The 14209-nt window shown below is 40.6% G+C and carries 13 protein-coding genes and 2 pseudogenes; 2 read left to right on the top strand and 13 right to left on the bottom strand.

Annotated elements, in window-relative coordinates; genetic code table 11:
- Positions 1 to 48 precede the first annotated feature (48 nt).
- From B9Y89_RS01810 to B9Y89_RS01800, 3 genes are all read right to left on the bottom strand, one after another.
- Entirely contained in the window at positions 49 to 1002 is a 954-nt protein-coding gene (locus B9Y89_RS01810; RefSeq protein ID WP_085521016.1) for an aldo/keto reductase, read from the bottom strand.
- A 110-nt stretch (positions 1003 to 1112) separates the two neighbouring features.
- Positions 1113 to 2096: an oxidoreductase gene (locus B9Y89_RS01805; RefSeq protein WP_085521014.1), complete on the bottom strand. Its 984-nt coding sequence runs from the start codon at positions 2094 to 2096 to the stop codon at positions 1113 to 1115.
- A 362-nt stretch (positions 2097 to 2458) separates the two neighbouring features.
- Complete coding sequence (locus B9Y89_RS01800; RefSeq protein ID WP_085521012.1) at positions 2459 to 3730, bottom strand: SLC13 family permease; 1272 nt, start codon at positions 3728 to 3730, stop codon at positions 2459 to 2461.
- A 349-nt stretch (positions 3731 to 4079) separates the two neighbouring features.
- Here B9Y89_RS01800 and B9Y89_RS01795 point away from each other — a divergent pair, with 349 nt between their 5' ends.
- Together B9Y89_RS01795 and B9Y89_RS01790 are read left to right on the top strand one after the other, a co-directional pair.
- Entirely contained in the window at positions 4080 to 5177 is a 1098-nt protein-coding gene (locus tag B9Y89_RS01795) for a tartrate dehydrogenase (protein WP_085521010.1), read from the top strand.
- Positions 5178 to 5510: 333 nt separating this feature from the next.
- Positions 5511 to 6239, top strand: a complete 729-nt coding sequence (locus B9Y89_RS01790) for a GntR family transcriptional regulator (RefSeq protein WP_085521008.1) — start codon at positions 5511 to 5513, stop codon at positions 6237 to 6239.
- Positions 6240 to 6296: 57 nt separating this feature from the next.
- Here the strand turns inward: B9Y89_RS01790 and B9Y89_RS01785 are convergent.
- From B9Y89_RS01785 to B9Y89_RS01755, 10 genes and pseudogenes are all read right to left on the bottom strand, one after another.
- Positions 6297 to 6464: pseudogene (locus tag B9Y89_RS01785) on the bottom strand (enoyl-CoA hydratase); the annotation flags it as partial.
- 404 nt (positions 6465 to 6868) lie between these two features.
- Positions 6869 to 7808: pseudogene (locus tag B9Y89_RS19640) on the bottom strand (IS110 family transposase).
- Between the two features lie 200 nt (positions 7809 to 8008).
- The gene (locus tag B9Y89_RS01775) at positions 8009 to 9193 is read right to left on the bottom strand and encodes an acetyl-CoA C-acetyltransferase (RefSeq protein WP_085521006.1); all 1185 of its coding nucleotides are present in this window, start codon (positions 9191 to 9193) and stop codon (positions 8009 to 8011) included.
- A 193-nt stretch (positions 9194 to 9386) separates the two neighbouring features.
- Positions 9387 to 9548 (bottom strand): hypothetical protein, encoded by a 162-nt coding sequence (locus B9Y89_RS18915; protein ID WP_176222066.1) that lies wholly within the window; start codon positions 9546 to 9548, stop codon positions 9387 to 9389.
- Positions 9549 to 9664: 116 nt separating this feature from the next.
- Positions 9665 to 10489 carry a 3-keto-5-aminohexanoate cleavage enzyme gene (locus tag B9Y89_RS01770; protein WP_085521004.1) on the bottom strand — a complete coding sequence of 275 codons (825 nt, stop codon included), beginning with the start codon at positions 10487 to 10489 and terminating at the stop codon, positions 9665 to 9667.
- 103 nt (positions 10490 to 10592) lie between these two features.
- Entirely contained in the window at positions 10593 to 11033 is a 441-nt protein-coding gene (locus B9Y89_RS19255; RefSeq protein ID WP_254901172.1) for an SDR family oxidoreductase, read from the bottom strand.
- A gap of 34 nt (positions 11034 to 11067) precedes the next feature.
- Entirely contained in the window at positions 11068 to 11331 is a 264-nt protein-coding gene (locus tag B9Y89_RS19250; protein WP_254901156.1) for an SDR family NAD(P)-dependent oxidoreductase, read from the bottom strand.
- Positions 11332 to 11355: 24 nt separating this feature from the next.
- Positions 11356 to 12918: a sodium:solute symporter family protein gene (locus B9Y89_RS01760; RefSeq protein WP_085521002.1), complete on the bottom strand. Its 1563-nt coding sequence runs from the start codon at positions 12916 to 12918 to the stop codon at positions 11356 to 11358.
- A gap of 5 nt (positions 12919 to 12923) precedes the next feature.
- Positions 12924 to 13073, bottom strand: a complete 150-nt coding sequence (locus B9Y89_RS18910) for a hypothetical protein (RefSeq protein WP_176222065.1) — start codon at positions 13071 to 13073, stop codon at positions 12924 to 12926.
- A 35-nt stretch (positions 13074 to 13108) separates the two neighbouring features.
- Positions 13109 to 14161 carry a ketopantoate reductase family protein gene (locus B9Y89_RS01755; protein ID WP_085521000.1) on the bottom strand — a complete coding sequence of 351 codons (1053 nt, stop codon included), beginning with the start codon at positions 14159 to 14161 and terminating at the stop codon, positions 13109 to 13111.
- Between the last annotated feature and the right edge of the window lie 48 nt (positions 14162 to 14209).

The raw sequence follows: 14209 nt of genomic DNA, 5'->3' as shown, positions 1-14209 counted from the left end.
CCACACCTCAATTTTCCCTGACACTTCAGTTGGAGCTTGCGGTTTTTACTATTGCATCCTATTCTCCCAAGCTCCTTTTATTTCAACACCTGTTGCTTTTGCCGAAGTTTCTAAGTCATTGATTTCCTGTTCCGATAAAACAAGATCCACTGCTTCAGCAGCTGCGTCGACATGCTTTGATTTGGTGACCCCCATAATAGGCACGGTGCCTTTCGCAATGGCCCAAGCTATGGCGATTTGTGCGGGGTCAGCATCGTGAGTATCGCCTATTTTTTTCATAACCTCTATTAAGTTTTCTAGCTTCAGCAGAACCTCAGAATTGAAAGCCTCTCCTCTTCTCGTCCCTGATTGAAAGGGATTTTGCGCATTATATTTTCCGGTTAAAGCCCCTTGTTCCAAAACCATATAAGAAAAGAATAAAACATTGTTTTGATGGCACCAGTCAATGATTCCAGCATCTTCAGAGGAGCGATAGAGTAGACTATAATGGTTTTGTACGGCTGAAAGCTGTAACCCTTCCTTTTCAAGAATTGAAGCCGCTAACTTTACTTCTTCCAAATTATGATTGGAGACACCTGCGTGTTTGATGCTTCCATTTTTCATCAGCGGAATCAGTTCAGATGTCCATTTGTTTACATCATTTGGATTATGAATCCAATAAATATCGGTATGATCAACGCCCAAGCGGTTTAAACTTTGAGTCAGTGACTCCTCCATAGTGTCCTCACTTACACCCGGAGTAAATTTCGTTGAAATGATGGGATTTTTTTGATCTTTAATAAAGTCGCCTAAGATGGTTTCTGAAGCTCCCATTCCATAAACAGCAGCAGTATCCCATAAATTAAATCCAGCGTTCACAGCTGCCTCAAAAACAGGTCTTAGATCCTCTTCTGTTAGGTTATTTCCAAAAATATCTTCTCCGCTATTGACGCCGTTTCCCCAAGACCAAGTTCCTAATGCAATCGATGGAATTTTTTCATTGTCTAAGTTTGCATACTTCATCTTTTAACCCATCCTTTATATAAGTTTATTTCAATTGGTAATTAACAGCATATAACAAGCATAAGGAAACGAGGCTGTTTTATCCAATTATATGTTTTTTGCATTTAGAATTAGATGTCAAATTGGGTTCCAGTTAAGGATTCGCTCATTGTCCATAACTGCCTTGCAAATTCAGGATTGATGGCCCAAGGCCGTACACCTGCAGGTTCTGAGCTATCCTCAGGCTCGGCTTTGCTAATGTCAACATCCTCACAGTAAACACCGCCCAACCCCTTTAACTGCGGACTGACAGCACACCAAACACTGGTTGCTGCACCTTGTTCAATGGTTTTGACCATAGCTTGTTGTTCATTAGATACAGGTTCACCGTTCTCATCCAAGACAGGCTTTGGAGCGAATTCTTCTCGTGTTAGGTCTCGACCAAGGCTCGTATCAGGAATGAGACCCGGATGAACGGAAAAAGCTCGGACACCATACGCCTTCCCGCGTTTGTCTAACTCCAAAGCAAATAAGATATTAGCTGTTTTTGACTGAGCATAACCCTTCCACTTGTCATATGCTTTATGTTCAAAGTTTGGATCATCAAAATCGACGCCGCCAAGCCGGTGTCCGCGTGAGGAAACGGCCACAACTCTTGCATTGCCTTGCTCTAATGCGGGCCATAGTCTTGCTGTCAGTTGGAAGTGTCCAAGGTGATTTGTGGAAAACTGCGATTCATACCCGCGGTCATCACGTTTTAAAGGTGGCGCCATCACACCTGCACTATTAATGAGTATATCGAGGGGTCTGTTGGTTTCGAGAAATCGCTCAGCAAACCCATCAATAGAGGCAGGGTCCATTAAATCCATGGTATCCAATTCTACATTTGGGATATCTTTTAACGCTTCACGGCCTTTGTCTAGTGTCCGTACAGGAACAATAACAGTGGCCCCAGCATTTGCGAGAACGCGGGTCGTTTCGAGACCAATCCCTGAATATCCTCCAGTGACAATGGCAACCTTGCCCGTTAAATCTATACCCTTAATGACTTCCTCAGCAGTTGTATGAGCATCAAAGCCTGAATGAATAGGTGTTTGACGTATGTTTTCACTCAATTACTGTCACTCCTTTTATACTAATTAGAAATTTATGCTGTCAGTCGGCTCTATGATGGTAAGGAGATCCATTCTATCCCCCTCTTGCCACAGGTTCTCCATATATGAAGACGGCATACTAATTTAAAGGGGTAATTACCATCTGTTTCATGTTCAAGGTATTTTTATTATAACGGTTAACGTGCACTTTATAGCAAGAGATCAACTTCAAAAAAACTTCCCTTTAATTAGATTGTCACTATATTTAAAATTAATAGCAATAAAGCGTTGGCCGTTCGGCCAACGCTTTATTTTAAAGACTAAGCACAAAATAAATACATGTTAAACAAAGCCTTAATTTATCCTAACGCTACGAGATATGTCTAGTAAAAAGGGAAGAAAATAGGTAACAAAATCATTGCTACTATTATTGAAACGATAACTAAAGGTGCCCCCGCTTTCACATAATCTGTAAACTTGAAACCACCTAAACCATAAACCATTGTATTTGCCGGCATTCCAATTGGTGTTGCAAATGCTAAAGAACCCCCAATGACTGTAGCCATAAGAACCGCTCTTGGGTCTGCCCCAATACCATTGGCAATGGACAAGCTTATTGGAACCAGGAGTGCTGTTGTTGCAGTATTTGACATGAAATTTGTCATTAATGCTGAGAGCGTCAATATCACAAATAATAAAATATATGGTGAAGGATTACTGCCCAAAGTTCCGATTAACCAATCTGCTATTAACGCCCCTGCACCAGATTCTTCTATTCCTTTAGCTAATGCGAGTGAACCTACAAATAGAAGAATCGTGTTCATATCTATTGATTTTATTGCATTTTTATTTGAAATAACACCGGTAGCAACTAAAATCAGTGCCCCTGCCCATGCGGAAACATGTAGCTCTACTCCAATTTGTTCTTCAAATACCATCGCAAGAACGGTTAGCACAAGTACGAGCACTGCCAGAATTTGTTTCCATCTTGGTACACTCGAATAATCAATTGTCTGATTAAACACAGAGTCCGTGTCTGAAGAATCATCTTTCCTATTTGGAAGAAACTTATACCCATATAAACTAAAATATAAAATACCAATAACCAGTATAGGTATACCCACTTTTGCATATTCGAAAAATCCAAAACTTTCACCAATATTATTAAGTGCAGACTGAGCTATTAGATTACCCGGAGCGCCAATTAGACTAAGGTTTCCCCCCATTGCAGCTGCTAACACTAACGGTAAAAGTAATCTAGTACGTGCAAATCCAGATCTAACAGCTAATCCAATAACCACTGGTATTAAAACCGCTGCAGTCCCCGTATTAGAAAGAAGCCCGGACATTAAACCCGTAATAATCATTACAGCAACGATTAACTGTCTTTCTGTTTTCGCAAATTTGGTAACAAATCCACCTACTTTCTGAGCCATTCCAGTATCAAAAAATGCTGCACCAACAATAAACATAGCCATAAAAAGAAGAACATTTCCATCTACAAAACCAGCAAAAGCCTCTGAAGGTTCTAAAACACCGGTTAATGTAAGTCCAATTGCAACAATCATTGCTGTGACCGCCAATGGTATTTTCTCCCACGCAAACATAACAATGGCGAATAATAGAAAAATTAAAGTGATCATTTCAGAACTCATAAAAACAGCACCTCTCCTTTCAAAATATGGGGAAAACCCTTTCATTTTATTGATCTAATTTTCAAAGATAGAATTAACTTATTTAATAATCAATCGTTGTGTCCGACCTTTTCAAACCCTCGCGAATCACCTTTCTCTAAATTGACCGGAATAATTAAGAGAAGTCATATCACCAATAACGACAGTCCATATTGAAAGCGCTTTTAATGAGAATTATACTACATCAATGTATACGTTATGTCAAATATGATTAAAAATAAAATGAATTTAAGGAATTAAAGACTAATACTTGACATTAATGTATACGTTATTGATAATATAATTAAATTAAACAGGAGGAGGATAATGAATGACAAATACACAGCACTTTAAACTTGCAGTTATACCAGGTGATGGGATTGGAAAAGAAGTGATTGATGAGGGTATTCGTGTGTTAGAATTTCTATCCGCACATTCCAATGGTAAATTCACTTTTGAAACCGATTACTTTCCTTGGGGTTGCGAGTATTATTTAAAAAATGGAAAGATGATGGCAAATGATGGGTTAGATCAAATAAAAGATCATGATGCCATTTATTTCGGAGCAGTCGGCTTTCCAGGTGTTCCCGATCATATCAGTCTATGGGGGTTGAGAATAGCTATTTGTCAAAGCTTTGATCAATGGGCTAATATTCGTCCTGTAGAGTTTTTACCAGGCGTAGAGAGCAAGCTTAATCACCCTGAAAAAGATAAATTAAATTGGGTGTTAATACGTGAAAACACGGAGGGTGAATATTCCGGTATCGGCGGACGAAACTTTACAGGCAGGGGTGCGGGAAAAGAGGTTGCAGTTCAATCTTCCTTATTTACGGAAGAAGGATGTGAACGTGTTATACGATACGCGTTTGAAACAGCTCGAAAAAGGGAGAGAAAAAAAGTAACAAGTGTAACAAAAAGCAACGCCCAGCAATATGGTATGGTGCTTTGGGATGAAGTATTCGCTCGAGTCAGCAAGGAATATCCCGATGTAGAAACAGATCAGTGGCTTGTCGATGCCATGGCAGCTAATTTTGTTCTGCATCCGGAAGAATTAGAAGTAGTTGTTGCATCAAACCTATTAGCAGATATTTTATCAGATCTCGGAAGTGCATTAGCAGGAAGCTTGGGAATTGCGGCAAGTGCAAATTTAAATCCAGATCGGAGATTTCCAAGTATGTTCGAGGCTGTTCATGGTTCCGCTCCAGATATTGCTGGAAAGGGCATAGCCAATCCAATCGGTGCTATTGGAAGTGCTGCTTTGATGTTAGACCACCTAGGCTTAAAGGAAGAGGCAGCCTTTGTTAATCAAGCCATTAAAGATGCAACCAAATCGGGATTTTTAACAGCAGATATAGGCGGAAGTACTTCAACGAAAGAAATGACAGACTCTATTTTAGAACAGCTATCAAATGTTTATGAAAAAGCTTAATATTCTTGGAATTTATTTTTCATACAGTCAAAATTAACAGTAAAACAAGATATAAACTATTAGCCATAGAAGTTTTAAATAGCATGAATGAGGCTTTGAAGACATTTTTAAATAGACATCTTTCTGGTATTATAAAGATAACTACCTACCAAGAAGGATGTCTATTATACAATAACCAGAGAAACCCCTTAAGAGATTTTTCAATCTTATCTATACTTTGGCCATCATCACCATATTTGCAGTTTAAAGGCTGTAGCGTTTACGATAGGATGCTTAACCAAGGGAGGGTATACATTATAAAGGTTTTATAGAGCAAATGGAGGTTCTTTTTTTATGTCAAGCAAAAATCAGATTAATTCAGAGAGCAGTTCCAATTATTTAAAAGAAGATTTATTGGAAATTATGCATTATATTGAAGAAACTCGATTACCACAACGAGCCTATCAAATTATTCGAACTGCCATTAAGAACTTAAAGCTTGCTCCTGGAAAAACATTTTTAGAACGCGAAATAGCGGAAATGTTAGGAATGAGTCGAACCCCGATGAGAGAGGCGTTAGTTCGTTTACAGACTGAAGGAATGATTACATTAGTGCCAAGACGAGGGTTTATTATTAATCCAATTAAGGAAGATGACCTGAAGGAAATTTATGAAGTCACGGAGAGTTTAGATGGTCTAGCAGTTGAGTTAGCAACAAATAAAATAACGGAAGATGAACTGCAACATTTAAAAGAGCTTATTGTGCAACAAAAAGAGTGTTTAAGCGAGAATAACCTGTATAAATGGTCATTATTAGATGATCAATTTCATGCAGATATTATTAAGTATGCTAATAATATCCGCTTAACTAATATTATTGATATTCATTCTGACCAACTTTATCGGGCGAGACTGTATACAATTAATGATAGACCCGTTCCATATCGCTCTGTCACCGAACATCAAGCGATTATAGCTTGCATGGAAGCACAAAACGGAGAAGCAGCGAGACTCGCGATGCAATCACACCGTAGACGTGCTTTGTTGGAGATTTCTAAGGCCTTAGAAGACGTTAATTTCTAGGCGTAACATAATTAAACAATCTCTCACCTTTCACATTAAGATATCTTAATATGACTCTTTTGTTGGCAGAGTTGCTTTTAATAACCCCCGAACGACGAGTTTTCCCTGTTCATCCGGGGTCATATGGTGACTCCCTTCATCACTGGAAACCTTAGTGAATAATTTTACATCTTCTGCTGTAAAAGTCCGTTCAAATGTAATCCTATCTCCTACTTGTAAGGACAACCTTATTCCTCCCTCTTTAAATTAAGGTTTTCTTAGAATTTCGCCGTTTTTCTCCATATTTCTTTTTGATCAATCAAAGTCCACAGTTGTTTGTGGCCCTATTATTTCCTATTAATAATATATATGGAACTCGGGCATGAGACTGAATAAGCCTTAATGGAAAATACCATTAAATGGATAATTTAGACTTATCATCGCACCTTGGATCACCTCGTTTTACATGGCGGTGGACCATCCCATGTCTCTCGGCGTCTATGCGCGCAAATTCCTTCGTTCGACCTAACCATAATGGATGCCGGAAATGCTCCTTTGGCGGGGCTATGCCCTAATGGATGAAATAACGACCGGCTTCTCCGTGTTTCAATTGTACAAAAGATGTTTCAAAACGATGTCTGTACGTCTTGTTAAGCGGCTTCCTGTAACGTCGAAATCATTGGGATATCACGAAGCATGCGTTCTTTACTGAACGTACACTTTCGTGTACCTAATACATAAAAGATTTTGATGAGTTTTCTGCTTAACGCAATAAACGATTGTTTGCCTGTTAACGGATTATTGGGCCACAGTCATGGCACTTACGCCTTTAATTGCCATCATTTGATCGGACCCCGGAACGTGGAGAATGATTGCTTCGAGTTGTGATTCAAGAGCGATTAGACGTTCTTCAAGAGCCTTATACTGGTCAATCAAATAGCGAATTTCCTGACGTGCCATGCGTAATCCCACTGTGAGGCCAATACTGTCTTCAGCTGCCTGTTTTAGGGCCTTTATGCGTTTAATACCCACTCCGCGTTTGGCAGCCTCTTTGACTTCCAGAAGCAAATCTTCTTCCGAAGTTTTACGGATATCTTCTGGCATATAGCCTCTTTCCAAGAGATGAAGGGCAGCCTTTTTCCCGTAATTAGCGTACACATCCTCCGTTAATGTAGGTTCATGATAACGGCCATCACGCACGACCTGGGCGATGAATTTGGTACCTTTTGTATCGTTTTTCGTTGGTGAGTCATCATCCAGTTCTTTGGATCGCTTGACCCTCATCGGGTTGACGACAACCACTTGAAACGCCTGGCCTTTTAAGTGATAGGCTAAATTCAGCCAGTAATGGCCCGTTGGTTCCATCCCAACGATGATGTTGGGGCGGCGCATTTTTCGAACAAGGTCTCAGCCCATTCAAATAAGATTTAAGAATCCCTGCAGCGAATTGGTGAATACCAGCCGTTTGACAAGATCTCGACCACGATCATCTATCGCACGGGCCACGTGTTTGCGTTTCGCCACATCAACCCCGATAATTAATGTCTGTTCGTTAATTTGCGCTAATCGATTATTTTGTGTAAAATCCATTGTAGAAGTCCTCCTTCGGTACTCAATTCGAGGTCATGCATGACACTCTCTATCGTCCAAGGGGACTTTTTTTATGCACTTTTCATTTTCACTGATTTCCCTTCAAGTTTTCTTCCTTACAGGAGGATTGATGGTGAAACAAGTAGTTTTAAACATTATGCTTGGTTAATTCTTGTTGATCAACGCGCGTGATTTCACTTTCACAATTGATTTTCAATAACCATCGCAATCCCTTGACCGCCACCGATGCAAAGGCTGGCTAGCCCATAACGCAGTCCGCGTCTTTTCAATTCATAAGCAAGTGTCATAAGAATTCTTGATCCGCTTGCTCCAACTGGATGGCCAAGTGCAATTGCTCCACCATTTACATTTGTAATATCACGATTTAAACCAAGTTCTTTCTCAACTGCGAGATATTGTGCAGCAAATGCCTCATTAATCTCGACAAGGTCCATGTCCTCTATTCCGAGCCCGGCACGTTCCAATGCAATTTTCGAAGATGGGGCAGGACCAATCCCCATGATAGTAGGATCCACCCCGGCAACTCCCCAGGAGAGAATTTTGGCAAGCGGCTTTTGCGATCCGGATTGGATATAGTCTTCACTTGCAATCATTAGGGAAGCAGCACCATCATTAATTCCGCTCGCATTTCCAGCTGTGACAGAGCCTTCTATTTTGAAGGTTGGCTTCAGTGCAGCCAGCGCTTCCTGCGTTGTGTCCTTTTTTACATGTTCATCCTGGTCAAATACCTGAACACCTTTTCGTGTTTTGATTTCGACCGGAACGATTTCTTCGGAGAAACGTCCGGATTCAATGGCACGAGATGCACGTTGGTGACTGGTATAGGCATATTTATCTTGCCCTTCGCGTGTTAGGCCATATTTATCTGAAAGGTTTTCAGCTGTAACACCCATCCCACATCCATTGTACTCATCCGTTAGAGCACTTTGCAGCATGTCTTCCAATCTTAAGTTTCCTAACTTAACACCGGCGAAACGGCTTGTGAAATCAGAATGCGGTGCCATCGACATATTTTCTGCGCCCCCAACAAGCGCAGTATGACCCTCATTGAGCCGTATGCTTTGTGCAGCCGAGACAACTGCCTGAAGCCCGGATCCACAAAGTCTGTTAACTGTTAAAGCAGGCGTTTTTTGTGCCACACCAGCATGAAGAGCAATATGCCTCGATATATATGCAGCGTTTGTACTGGAATGAATGACATTTCCGTAAATAACCTGATCAACTTCCTCCGGTTCTACAGATGACCTTTTCATGGCCTCGACAGCGGTGAGGCGTCCCATTTCTGTTGCAGAAACCTTCCGTAATGATTTTCCAAAACTGCCAAAAGGGGTTCTTGCCCCATCCAAAATGTAAACATCTTTCATGGTTCTTCTCTCCTCTTTGTACTTGAGTCTAGATCGCATACATTGATATTAACAGTCTAAGTTTTAAGTCCTGGTGATGACATTCTGTCTGCAAACTGGACGAAAAAAGTTAAGCGATTCCGGATTATCCAGTGCGCCTGTATTGACCGCCCTTTCAATCGAATATCCCATCAGAATTTTCTTTATAGGCACTTCAAGCTTTTTGCCATTTAACGTTTTTGGAACCCTCAGCAATCTCATAAATACCATTTGGCACATGTCTGGGCAAACAATTTTCACGAATATGCTGCTTGATTTGTTTTTTCAGTGATTCATCGAGCCTGGCTCCATCATTTAACACAATAAACAACGGCATAAATGCTTCATTCCTTTCAGTACTGATATCCATCACAAGACTGTCTGATACGTCATTTATATTTTCTACGACACTGTAGATTTCACTAAGGTAATGTTATGTCTTTAAATTAACGATTAATGAACAGGTTGTTTCAATCCGAGAATTTGGCGTGCTTCAGATGGAGTTGCAACTTTCCGATCAAATTCATTCGCCAGCCGTACAATCCTTTCAACAAACTGAGCATTGGATGTTGCCAATTCGCCTTTTTTGTAATACACATTGTCTTCCATACCGACACGGACATGGCCACCCATGACCATAGCGATTGTATTCATGGTCAATTGATGTTTTCCGATACCGATGGTGGACCATGTGGAACCCTCTGGTATACTTTCGATTAAATGCAGGAGATTTTTAGGTGTTGCTGTCATACCCCCAGGTACACCCAAAACAAACTGAAAATGGAATGGCGGTTGAATAAGACCTTTTTTCTCAAGCATCAACGCATTGTTTATCATGCCTGAATCAAAGATTTCAATTTCCGGTTTTACATTGTATTTATTCATTTGCTGCGACAGCTTCTCCAGAAACGGCGGTGAATTCTCAAAGACATCATTTCCAAAATTAATGGATCCAGCATCTAGCGACGCTAATTCCGGACTTAATTCACAAACCTTTAATCGATCTTCTTCTTTAAGATAGAGTCCACCTGAAGAAGTTAAATTAATGACAATATCACATTTTGCCTTAATCAGATCAACGGTCTCACGGAATTTATGAATATCCATGGTTGGCTTACCATTGTCATCTCTGACATGAATATGAGCGATAGAAGCACCGGCTTTATACGCTTTGAACACCTCATCAGCAATCTCCTCTGGTGTTAGTGGTATATATTGAGTGTTTTCTTTCGTTGTAATAGCTCCAGTAGTTGCAACAGTGATAATTAGTTTTTCCATGGTAAATCCTCCTAGAATAATTAATTGAATAATAGTTTTTCGTTACAGTTGACAGTCTATTTTTTCCGCTGCTTTTTAATGCTTTTAAATCAATTCAATCCTTTCAGGGTATTAACCCTCCATCCACACTCAGGACTGTTCCCGTTATGAAACCAGCTTCATTTGAAGCCAGAAACGCGTAAGCATTGGCAATGTCCTCAGGCTTGCCGATATCATTTAACAGAGACATTTCTTTCATCATGTTCACGACTTTCTCAGGCATTTGTTTAATCATATCGGTTAACACAAAACCCGGCGCAATTGAATTGACCCTGATATTGTAACGCCCAAGCTCTCTGGCCCACGTCTGTGTCAGTCCGTTAATTCCACTCTTGGAAGCAACATAGTTTGACTGACCAAAATTTCCATACAGGCCTACCACCGAAGAGGCGTTTAAGATGACACCACGCTCTTGGTCTTTCATTCTCAGTGCTGCAGCCTGTGTCATCATAAAGACACCTTTCAGATTGACATCGATTACACTGTCCCACTGGTCTTCATTCATTTTCAGCAATTGTGCATCCTGCACGACACCTGCATTATTGATTAATATATCGATGACCCGAATTGATCCTTTGTAAATTGAACCGCAGCATCGACAGAAGTTTTATTCGTACATCTGCTGCAAATCCTTTTATCCGATTTCCATACTTTTGCAAACCAACCACAGCATCATCCACATCTTTGTCATCTAAATCAATAATAACGACGTTAGCACCTTCTTTTATAAACTTAATTGCGGTAGCATAGCCTATCCCCTTACATCCACCTGTTATAAGAGCTGTCTGATTAGATAATTTCATTATTCCACCTCATAAAGAAGCAATTTACGCATCTTTTTTCTCGATCTTTTCCTCATCCACAGTTGTATTTGCATCGCTCCTCTGTAAATTGACGATCGTATTATGGGTCGACTGGCTTATTTCAGCATTAAAATATGGCTCGTATGCTTCAACAGGTGGTCTTTTCGTATAGAATACAACCAGTAATACACCCACTAAAGATGCTACGAGAGCTATCAGAAAAGCATTTGAGGAACCAGCGATTTGCGCAACTATATAAACTGCAAACCCAGCAAGCATGGAAACATAGGCTGCAGCCTTGTTCATGCGTTTCCAATATAAGCCCAGTATAACAACAGCAAAGAACACAGCACCGAAACCGCCATACACGTAGGTGTAGCCCATAGCCAGGAACCAAGGTGGCTGAATGGCACTAAAAACCGCTACTATAGCGATGAAATACATGCCAATTCTCAGATTCATATTAAACTTTTTATCATTAACCTTCTTCTCGTTAAAAATATTTAAATAAACGTCATAGTATATGGATGTCGCACAGTGCAACAGCATTGAATTCGCTGAAGAAACAGCAGCCGCGCACAATGCAACCAGTGTCATCGCTCCTACTATCGGAGGGGCGTATTCCTGTACAATGACTGGAATAATGTAATCTGTTGTTTGGTCAGCCGGCAGACTCGGAATTAATGTTTTTGCGCCAAGCCCCATAATAATCAGAGGTATAAATATTGCAGTCAATACAAGCACCGATCCCATTATCTGCAGCACGGCTACTTTTATATTTTTTGGGGCTAACATTCGTGTCACCCAATGTGGCGAAACGATTGACCCAACAGCATTTGACATGAAAATACCAAATAATGCCCCAAAACCAAATGTCCCCAGGGGCGTCATCATTGACCCTTCTGGAATAGCTTTGCCCCCAACATTTGTAGGGCTGGTCGTAACAGATAAAGCATCCATGATATTCTGCAAGCCGCCTGTAGCTGCCCAAACGGCTCCACCACCTAAAATGACACCAATAACAATTAATATTGTATTGAGCGTATCTGTTGCTGCAACTGACCAGAATCCTCCGATACTTGTGAAAAGAAGGAAAATTAAAAACGCAAATATTGCATACTTATAATCTATTCCTGTGATCGTAGAAAACACGATTCCAAAGCCCACGACTTGAAGATGTACAAACAGAAAATACCCAATAAACATAATACTTCCAACAATAGTTCTTAAATGACTCGTACGATTGAAAGGCTCAAATCTAAGATGAATATATTCCGGAAACGTTCGCGCCGGTTGCTCCGGCCTTCTGATTTTATAAGCCACTACCGGAATTAACGAAGTGGCTAAAAACCAGCCGCCAACCCAGCCGATAATAGCCGAAACGCCATTACTGTACAGATAACCCGGCACCCCCATGACAGAAGCAACACTCACCCACGTAGCGGTTGTCGTGCCAATACCCAGAAACAATCCCATTCGATGGCCCCCGGTCGTAAAATCGGACATCGATTCAGTCTGTCTTAAACTTCTCAGTGACGTCCAAATTATAAAAAGAACATAGACACATAGGACGATTATGTACCACATTTTACTTATTCCCCTCCCTTCTGTTTATATCTGAAAAGACTGCCCGTTGCTCCCCAGCGTTCGACTCCATGTTTTTCAATCCTGTAGCATAAATAAGTTCCAAACACCAACGCAAATATAATAATAACCAGCCAGATCATTAATGCAACGATCATTATTTAACACCACCTTTTGTAATATAGTTGAATTATCAGGTTTCAGCTGAATAGGTTTTCATTGACCTGGAAAGCTTCCGGAATTCAGCAATGTTCGTGTTGAAATCAGGCACATTTTTCTTTTCTTCTGCATCCTGAACAAGCCGACAAACAAGTTCATTAAACGAGGTTGGTGTTCCAGACTCTTTTCCTTTTTTCACAACATGACCGTTTATATAGTTAATTTCGGTTGGCTTTTTATTTTCCAGATCCTGTAACATACTTGCTTTCAAGTTTGCATGAGGATCCCAGACTTCATGATAGAATGCCAGTTTTTCAGGGATATCGTTTTGACTCCCTAACTCTAAGAACTCAAAATCCTTCCCCTGCATTGTGACTAAGCGGAGGTGATGTGAATGAGCAACTTTAATAGTTTCATCAGCAATGTTTGCTAAACATATCATCGCGTCTGAATTATTTAAGACATCGCCAAAGGTGCATCCAAGAGCAGCAGACATACCGCTGAATGTTGTATTCATCAACAATTTCGTCCACTTAACCTCCTGTATGTTTGTCGAGATTTCGCAATTGCCGACACTATCAAGTATTTTTTTAATCTTGTTGATGCGACTCGTTTGTTCCCCATTCAGCTCGCCGACATCAAAGGCATACTTCCGCATGGTTTCAAGTTCGGTCGTCAGTTCTGAAACGCCAGGACCATGCCATGTAGCCCCGAACCCTACAGCTCCACCAACCGTTCTGTATTCTCCGACAATGGCTGCAACATATTCTTCCGGAACCCCATTCTGAAGCGTACAAACGGCACTTTCTTCATGGAGAAATGGGAGCATTGAGGACAAAGCATTTTCGGTAAACACTTGTTTTGTCAGCAGAAAAACAACATCATAAGTTTCATCTAAGTCATTTGGATGCTTTGCCGTAACTGGGATGTTCGTATCTAGAAAGCCTGTAACCGTTGCTCCATTCTGATTTAATTCATCCACGTTTGCCTGATTGACATCAACCAGGTCAACACTGTAACCCACTTTTGATATCATCGCACCAATAATTGTTCCTAAAGAGCCTGCACCTAATATTGCGATTCTCACAGTACTCCTCCTCACTTTCTGTTATGACTTTCTTTTTGTAAAACGCTT

This window comes from Tuberibacillus sp. Marseille-P3662, from assembly GCF_900178005.1.
In the GTDB taxonomy this organism is placed as follows: Bacteria; Bacillota; Bacilli; order Bacillales; family Sporolactobacillaceae; genus Marseille-P3662.
The sequence above is the reverse complement of the archived record's forward strand: the minus strand, read 5'-3'. Positions and strand labels throughout refer to the sequence as shown.

Excerpts from the sequence above, each read along its gene's own strand:
- B9Y89_RS01810 (WP_085521016.1), bottom strand. The coding sequence starts at position 1,002 with ATGAAGTATGCAAACTTAGACAATGAAAAAATTCCATCGATTGCATTA.
- B9Y89_RS01800 (WP_085521012.1), bottom strand. The coding sequence starts at position 3,730 with ATGAGTTCTGAAATGATCACTTTAATTTTTCTATTATTCGCCATTGTT.
- B9Y89_RS01795 (WP_085521010.1), top strand. The coding sequence starts at position 4,080 with ATGACAAATACACAGCACTTTAAACTTGCAGTTATACCAGGTGATGGG.
- B9Y89_RS01790 (WP_085521008.1), top strand. The coding sequence starts at position 5,511 with ATGTCAAGCAAAAATCAGATTAATTCAGAGAGCAGTTCCAATTATTTA.
- B9Y89_RS01775 (WP_085521006.1), bottom strand. The coding sequence starts at position 9,193 with ATGAAAGATGTTTACATTTTGGATGGGGCAAGAACCCCTTTTGGCAGT.
- B9Y89_RS18915 (WP_176222066.1), bottom strand. The coding sequence starts at position 9,548 with ATGCCGTTGTTTATTGTGTTAAATGATGGAGCCAGGCTCGATGAATCA.
- B9Y89_RS01770 (WP_085521004.1), bottom strand. The coding sequence starts at position 10,489 with ATGGAAAAACTAATTATCACTGTTGCAACTACTGGAGCTATTACAACG.
- B9Y89_RS19255 (WP_254901172.1), bottom strand. The coding sequence starts at position 11,033 with ATGAATGAAGACCAGTGGGACAGTGTAATCGATGTCAATCTGAAAGGT.
- B9Y89_RS19250 (WP_254901156.1), bottom strand. The coding sequence starts at position 11,331 with ATGAAATTATCTAATCAGACAGCTCTTATAACAGGTGGATGTAAGGGG.
- B9Y89_RS01760 (WP_085521002.1), bottom strand. The coding sequence starts at position 12,918 with ATGTGGTACATAATCGTCCTATGTGTCTATGTTCTTTTTATAATTTGG.
- B9Y89_RS18910 (WP_176222065.1), bottom strand. The coding sequence starts at position 13,073 with ATGATCGTTGCATTAATGATCTGGCTGGTTATTATTATATTTGCGTTG.